This is a genomic window from Pseudomonas sp. PS01270, from assembly GCF_029959775.1.
GTDB lineage: Bacteria > Pseudomonadota > Gammaproteobacteria > Pseudomonadales > Pseudomonadaceae > Aquipseudomonas > Aquipseudomonas atacamensis.
The window spans coordinates 21,181-27,810 of the sequence record NZ_JASCPT010000075.1 but is presented as its reverse complement, the minus strand read 5'-3'; the positions used below and the strand labels follow the sequence as shown (position 1 = coordinate 27,810).

7 protein-coding genes are annotated in these 6,630 nt (G+C 60.2%); 2 read left to right on the top strand and 5 right to left on the bottom strand.

Going from position 1 to position 6,630, the window contains the following annotated elements; genetic code table 11:
- The first annotated feature begins 488 nt into the window (after window positions 1–488).
- Window positions 489–854, top strand: a complete 366-nt coding sequence (locus tag QMX86_RS19105) for a DUF6124 family protein (protein WP_073473888.1) — start codon at window positions 489–491, stop codon at window positions 852–854.
- A 281-nt stretch (window positions 855–1,135) separates the two neighbouring features.
- Here the strand turns inward: QMX86_RS19105 and QMX86_RS19100 are convergent, their stop codons facing one another.
- The 4 genes from QMX86_RS19100 to QMX86_RS19085 form a co-directional block, all read right to left on the bottom strand.
- Window positions 1,136–1,504, bottom strand: coding sequence for a glyoxalase superfamily protein (locus QMX86_RS19100; RefSeq protein ID WP_016771789.1), 369 nt, complete (start codon window positions 1,502–1,504; stop codon window positions 1,136–1,138).
- Window positions 1,505–1,622: 118 nt separating this feature from the next.
- Window positions 1,623–3,080 carry a D-aminoacylase gene (locus tag QMX86_RS19095; RefSeq protein WP_282387406.1) on the bottom strand — a complete coding sequence of 486 codons (1,458 nt, stop codon included), beginning with the start codon at window positions 3,078–3,080 and terminating at the stop codon, window positions 1,623–1,625.
- Between the two features lies 1 nt (window position 3,081).
- Window positions 3,082–3,942 (bottom strand): MurR/RpiR family transcriptional regulator, encoded by an 861-nt coding sequence (locus QMX86_RS19090; RefSeq protein WP_024011492.1) that lies wholly within the window; start codon window positions 3,940–3,942, stop codon window positions 3,082–3,084.
- Window positions 3,943–3,958: 16 nt separating this feature from the next.
- Complete coding sequence (locus tag QMX86_RS19085; protein WP_282387407.1) at window positions 3,959–5,308, bottom strand: GntP family permease; 1,350 nt, start codon at window positions 5,306–5,308, stop codon at window positions 3,959–3,961.
- Between the two features lie 514 nt (window positions 5,309–5,822).
- On the opposite strand from QMX86_RS19085, the gene QMX86_RS19080 reads away from it, so the two are divergent.
- Window positions 5,823–5,984, top strand: coding sequence for a hypothetical protein (locus QMX86_RS19080; protein ID WP_016771791.1), 162 nt, complete (start codon window positions 5,823–5,825; stop codon window positions 5,982–5,984).
- Between the two features lie 7 nt (window positions 5,985–5,991).
- Here QMX86_RS19080 and QMX86_RS19075 read toward each other — a convergent pair whose 3' ends face one another.
- Entirely contained in the window at window positions 5,992–6,609 is a 618-nt protein-coding gene (locus QMX86_RS19075) for a Fic family protein (protein WP_122747754.1), read from the bottom strand.
- Window positions 6,610–6,630: the final 21 nt, after the last annotated feature.

Genomic DNA, 6,630 nt, shown 5'->3' with positions numbered 1-6,630 from the left:
CGCGGCGGTGATGCTGATGGCCCCTTCGCGCGCAAGCGCGCTCCCACTGTAGTTTTTCGGTTGCCTGCACTTTCGAGTTCATCGCAGATCCCCTTGTGGGAGCGAGCTTGCTCGCGAAGGCGTCATTCGCCACACCGATTAAACACGCCTTGGCACAACTGTTTAAAGCCGCCAGACATTCAGCGAAACCACCCACAATTCCTTGCGCCGCTGCCTACGCCTGCGCCAGAATCCGCCGGCTTGTGCGCCCCAGACCTCATCGCTACTGTGATTGCGTCACTGCCTATCAGTGATCGGGTTTAGTAGCCCGGAGTATTTGGGGTGCATCGTTCATCAGACAGTCAGGTCTCGCCTGAGCTTTATGGTGGCTGTGCGCAGGGCGCTCTCGGGCGCGCCGGTTTCCCAGATCCCCGGTCTACTAACCTGCGCACAGCTGCCTCCACTTTCTTTAGTAGGAAAGCGGTGGCCAGCCAAATGAGGATCTGGATATGTTCAAAGTAACCCCAAACCCGCCCCCCACCGACGCGGCATCTCCCTACGAATCCGCCAACTCAAAGAAATTCCACGAAGCCGCCGACCGCGCCCTCGATCATTACCTCGGCCCGTCCAGCGCTGAGTTCATGGCCCCGCCCTACAAGTCCAACACGCTGTACATGGCCAATCCCGACGCCGACAACGAATCGCTGTTGGCCGACGCCTGCGAAACCCTGGGGTCGGCGACGGTGATGCTCAACGATCAGGCGGGGCTGGTGAACGGCTCGCAACGCAAGACGTTGCAGGGCATTGCGCAGATTGTGATGGTCGCGGAGATGGCGGTGAATCGGGTGCTGGATCGGTTGGTGCCGACTGATTGAGGGTTTTTGAGGAATTTGGTGTGGGCTGGTTTTGTGGGGTGTCAGGGTTTGCCCTCACCCCAGCCCTCTCCCAGAGGGAGAGGGGGCCGACCCAGCTGTCTTGCGCTGTCCGTCGACCTGAAAGACCGAGTCGATTATGGATTCGACGCCATGCCTTCAATTCGATTATGGATTCAGCACAGCACATTCAGGTCGGCGTAACTCCCGAGCATCCCGCAATCGGTCCCCTCTCCCCCCGGGAGAGGGCTAGGGTGAGGGGCTTTTGATCTTGGGCGCCAAGCTCAAAGACTGATCGCATTGGTAAACACCAACCGATTGCCAAACGGATCGGCAATGGTCATGTCCTGACTGCCCCACGGCATCGCCTGAATCTGCGGATGCGAGAACTTGTAATCCTTGGCCATCAGCTGCTGCTGAAACGCCTCCAGCTCATCGGTTTCGATACGCAGCGCCGAACCCGGGCACGCATCGCCGTGATGCTCGGACAGATGCAGCACACACTCGCCCCGTGACACCTGCAGATACAGCGGAAAATTCGCTTCGAAGCGATGCTGCCAGTCGATCTTGAAGCCGAGAAAATCGACGTAGAACTCGACAGCCTTGGCCTCATCGAAGATCCGCAGGATCGGGGTGGTTTTGCCGAAGCTCATGGGGTGCTCCCTGACTGATTGGCCCCACAGTGTAGACGGGGAGGATGTCAGCAAATCGGCTTGTGGATGGCTTTCTTTAATTGCAATGTGCCATCACTGTGACGCACACCACGAATCCTTAACGAAAGTGGTCGCGCAGGTCACCCTGTCGCGCAAGAAACCGCCCTGCCCTCGCCCCATTCGCCTGCCCGTCGCGATAACTCAACACGCCGTTGACCCAAACCCCGTCGATCCCCTGCGCCGCCCGCTGCGGATCGTTGAAATCGGCCACGTCACGCACGGTCGCCGGATCGAACAACACCAGATCCGCCCAATGCCCTTCTCGAATCTCGCCCCTTTCCTGCAAGCCAAAACGCGCCGCCGACAGGCCGGTCATCTTGTGCACGGCGGTGTGCAGCGGAAACAACCCGATGTCGCGACTGAAATGGCCCAGCACCCGTGGGAAAGCGCCCCACAGGCGCGGATGCGGGAACGGGTCTTCCGGCAGTCCGTCAGAACCGACCATCGAAAGCGGATGGGCGAGGATTCTTCTGACATCGGCCTCGTCCATGCCGTAGTACACCGCGCCCGCCGGTTGCAGACGTTTCGCGGTTTCTTCCAGCGACAGTTTCCATTCGCCAGCAATGTCGATCAGGTCACGCCCGCTGACTTCCGGGTGCGGCGTCGACCAGGTAATAGTGATGCGGTGGGCGTCGGTGACTTGCTTCAAATCCAGGGTCGAGGAACTCGCCGCGTACGGGTAGCAATCGCAGCCGACCGGATGGGTTTTCGCTGCCTCTTCCAGCGCTGCGAGCAGTTGCGGACTGCGTCCCCAGTTACCGACGCCGGCGCATTTGAGGTGGGAAATGATCACCGGCGATTGCGCGTGTCGGCCGATCTGAAATGCTTCGTCCATCGCCTCCAACACCGGGGCGAATTCGCTGCGCAAATGGGTGGTGTACACCGCGCCGAACGCCGTCAGCTCTTCGGTCAGTTGCATGACTTCATCGGTCGAGGCGTTGAAGGCGCTGGCGTAGGCCAGGCCTGTGGATAAACCCAACGCGCCGGCCTCGAGGCTGTCGCGCAGTTGCTCTCGCATCGCAGTGATTTCAGCGGGCGTTGCGGTGCGGAACAAGTCGTCGAGGTGATTGCTGCGCAGCGCCGTGTGGCCGACTAGTGCGGCGACGTTCAACGTGGGGTTGGCCGCTTCGACGGCAGCGCGGTAGTCGCTGAAACGCGGGTAAACGAACGCCGCTGCGCTGCCGAGCAGGTTCATCGGATCGGGTGGATTGCCCTTCAAGGTGACCGGCGAAGCGCTGATGCCGCAGTTGCCGACAATCACCGTGGTCACGCCTTGGCTAAGCTTGGGCAGCATCTGGGGTTGGCGAATGACCACGGTGTCGTCGTGGGTGTGCACGTCGATGAAACCCGGCGCCAGCACCCGGCCGGCGGCGTCGATTTCTTCGCTGGCGCGGGCGTCAGGCAGGTCGCCGATGCGCTCGATGCGGCCATTGAGAATCGCCACGTCTGCGCGGTAGCCCGGCGTGTTGCTGCCGTCGATAACCAGCGCGTTGCGGATCAGGGTGTCGTACTGCATGTCAGTCTCCCAGCGGCAGGTGATCGTCGCCGCCACGGTATTCGTCGAGGGCGAGTTTGATTCGCCGCAGACGTTCTTGATTGTCTTCAGGGCTGGCCAGCGCCAGCTCGGTGGCGAGCACGTCGATGGCCAGCAGCATGCCGTAGCGCGCCGCCGTCGGTTTGTAGATGAACGAGGTTTCCGCGCCCTGCAGCGGCAGCACGACGTCGGCCAGTTCCGCCAGTGGTGAATCGCCGCGAGTGATGGCGAGAATGCGCGCGCCGTAGTTGCGCGCCAGCTCCACGGTTTCCAAAAGCTCCGGGGTGATGCCGGTCAGCGAGCAGGCGATCAGCACTTGCTCGGCGTTCAAACTGGCGGCGGTGACGCGCATCATCACCGCGTCATGACACACCGCAATCGGGTAACCGAGGCGCACCAGACGCACCTGCAATTCATCGCTGCACAGGGTTGAGCAACCGCCCATGCCGAACGCGTGAATCATCCGCGCCTGGCTGAGCAATTTCACAGCGTCGGCGAAGCGCGATTCGTCGAAACCGGCCAGATGCTGGCGCAGGGTGGTTTCGATGTCGCCGACGATCTGCCCGTAGAACGCCGACTGCTCAGGCGTGCCCGCCGGGTCGAGAAACCGGCTGCCAACGCCGCTGGCCTGGGCCAGTTGCAGACGCAGATCTCGCAAGTCGCGGCAGCCGACCGTGCGGGCAAAGCGCGACAGCGTGGCGGTGCTGACCTCGGCGCGTTGTGCGAGGTCTTCGAGGCTGGCGCTGGCGGCAAACCCGACATCGTCGAGCATCAACCGCGCAATGCGCCCCTCGCCGGCGCTGAAGGAATCCTGGCGGGCGCGGATCTGGTAGAGGATGTCCATGGGCGGCGGGCTCCGGTTACAGCAGGTAGGAAAGGCTGACGGTCAGCGCGAAAGCGACCAGCGAGATCAGCGTCTCGAGCACGGTCCAGGTCTTGAACGTCTGCGCGACCGTCATGTTGAAGTATTCCTTGACCAACCAGAAGCCGCCGTCGTTGACGTGGGAAAAGATAACCGAGCCGGCGCCGGTCGCCAGCACTAAAAGCTCAGGATGTGGATAACCCAGACCGACGGCCACCGGCGCGACAACGCCGGACGCGGTGGTCATCGCCACGGTGGCCGAGCCAGTGGCAACGCGCATCAGCGCGGCGAACAACCAGCCCATGATCAGTGGCGACAAATGAAATTCATGGGCAAGGCCGACGATCTGATCGGTGACGCCGGCATCCACCAGAATCCGGTTCAAGCCGCCACCAGCACCGACCAGCAAGGTGATGCTGGCGGTGGGCGCGAGGCATTCGTTGGTGAACTTGAGGATCGATTCGCGGTTGAAACCCTGAGCAACGCCCAGCGTCCAGAAGCTCAGCAAAGTCGCCAGCAACAGCGCGATCACCGAATTGCCGATGAACAGCAGGAACTGGTTGAAAGCGCTGCCGGGGGTGGAAATCAGGTTGGCCCAGCCGCCGATCAACATCAGCACCACCGGCAGCAGAATGGTCGCCATGGTAATGCCGAAACCCGGCAGTTTGTCGCGCGGTTCACGGTCGAGAAATTGCTTTTCCAGCGGATTGTCCGCCGGCAATTGAATGCGCGGCACGATGAATTTGGCGTACAGCGGCCCGGCGATGATTGCGGTCGGAATGCCGATGGCGATCGCGTACAGCAAGGTCTGCCCGACCGAGGCCTGATAGGCCTGCACCGCGAGCATCGCCGCCGGGTGCGGCGGCACCAGCGCATGCACCACCGACAGCCCGGCCACCATCGGCAGCCCGACCATCAGAATCGACACGCCGACGCGGCGTGCCACGGTGAAAGCGATTGGCACCAGCAAGACGAAACCGACTTCAAAGAACAGCGGCAAGCCGACCAGAAACGCGATGCAGACCATCGCCCAATGCGCGTTCTTCTCGCCGAATCGCTCGATCAGCGTGCGCGCCATCTGCTCGGCGCCGCCGGACTCGGCCATCATCTTGCCGAGCATCGTCCCCAACGCCACCACCAGCGCAATATGCCCCAACGTCTTGCCGACACCCGCCTCATACGCACCGACCACCGCCGACGGCGGCATCCCGGCCACCAGCGCCAGGCCCAGGGAAATCAGGGTGATGACAATGAACGGATTGAGCCGGTAACGGGCGATCAACACGATCAGCGCAATGATGGCCACGGCGGCGTAGACCAGCAGCCAATAGCGGAGGGAAGGCGTCATGCGGTACTCCTCGAAAGGGTCACGTTCGAATGGGTTGTGAAACTCATAAATCATTTCGAGATCGAGATTTCAAACCACATGAAAGTAATTTTCGTGGAGAGACAAGAGGTGTCGCTGATGGGTATGGGGTGTCGTGATTAATGAAAATTGCGGGTCTATATTTTCATGGCTTCCTGGCACCACAAAGTCCCTGTGGGAGCTGGCTTGCCAGCGATGACGGCGCCACGTTCACCATGGGTGGCGACTGATCCACCGCTATCGCTGGCAAGCCAGCTCCCACAGGAATTACATTTCTCCAGTCAGAACGCAGTCAATCTGTAGGAGTGAGCCTGCTCGCGATTGCGGTGGGTCTAAACAGGTTTTTTTGACTGACACGACGCTATCGCGAGCAGGCTCACTCCTACAGTTTTGATCGCACCCTTCCAGGCAGAACGCTGTCGACCGCTTGAACCGAGTATGTCGACGCTTCGAACGAGCGCTATACTCGCTCAAGGTAATTACCCGGGATCACGCCATGGCCATCGTACGTCGCAACCGAAAAAAATTGACCCAGGACGCCCTGATCCGCTCAATCGCCAGCTCCACAGCGATCGAGACCGGCCAAAGTGTCGATATGATCGAACGCAAGCTCAAAGCTAAATCCGGCAAATTCCAACACCTCGCATTGGCCAGGTAGGCTTCTCTCAAGCCCACAGTGCTCGCCGGACCCAATATTCCATTGGCTGGTAGTTGCAGTTGAGGCCTTGATTTATCGCAGCAAAGTAAGCCTCTTTGTTTCGCTCCCAACAGCTGTAATCCAGCGGAACATAGCCCGCCTGCACCGCCATCACGTCTGCAAGTAATCTGGACAACCGTCCATTACCCTCACGGAATGGATGAATCAAAATGAATTCCACATGCGTTACGGCGATGGCGTGAATGAGGTTCTCATCAAGATCAGGTTTGCACGGGGTGAATTCAGCAAGGCATTCCTTCTCAAACCCCTCTAACAAGCGCGGAATCTGTGGGGCCGCAGCAAAGAAAAAACCGTCTTTGCCAAGGTTGACCGCCCGTATTTCACCCGCCCAAGGATAGATATTGCCCAGCCAGTACCGATGCCAATCCCTCAAGTCCTGAACAGTAATTGACCGTGCCGGTAAACGCTCGATCAGAACCTGCTGGTAAAGTTTTTCCAGCAGAGTCAGCTCGGCATCATCCATCTCTTCAGGATCACTGATTCCCAGCTTGTTGCTCAGTACCTGCTCATCCGAGCCGGCCTGAAAACTGCCCTGTGCCCCCTCTGCCTCGTAACGATCAACCATTCCCGAACCTGCCGACCTGTC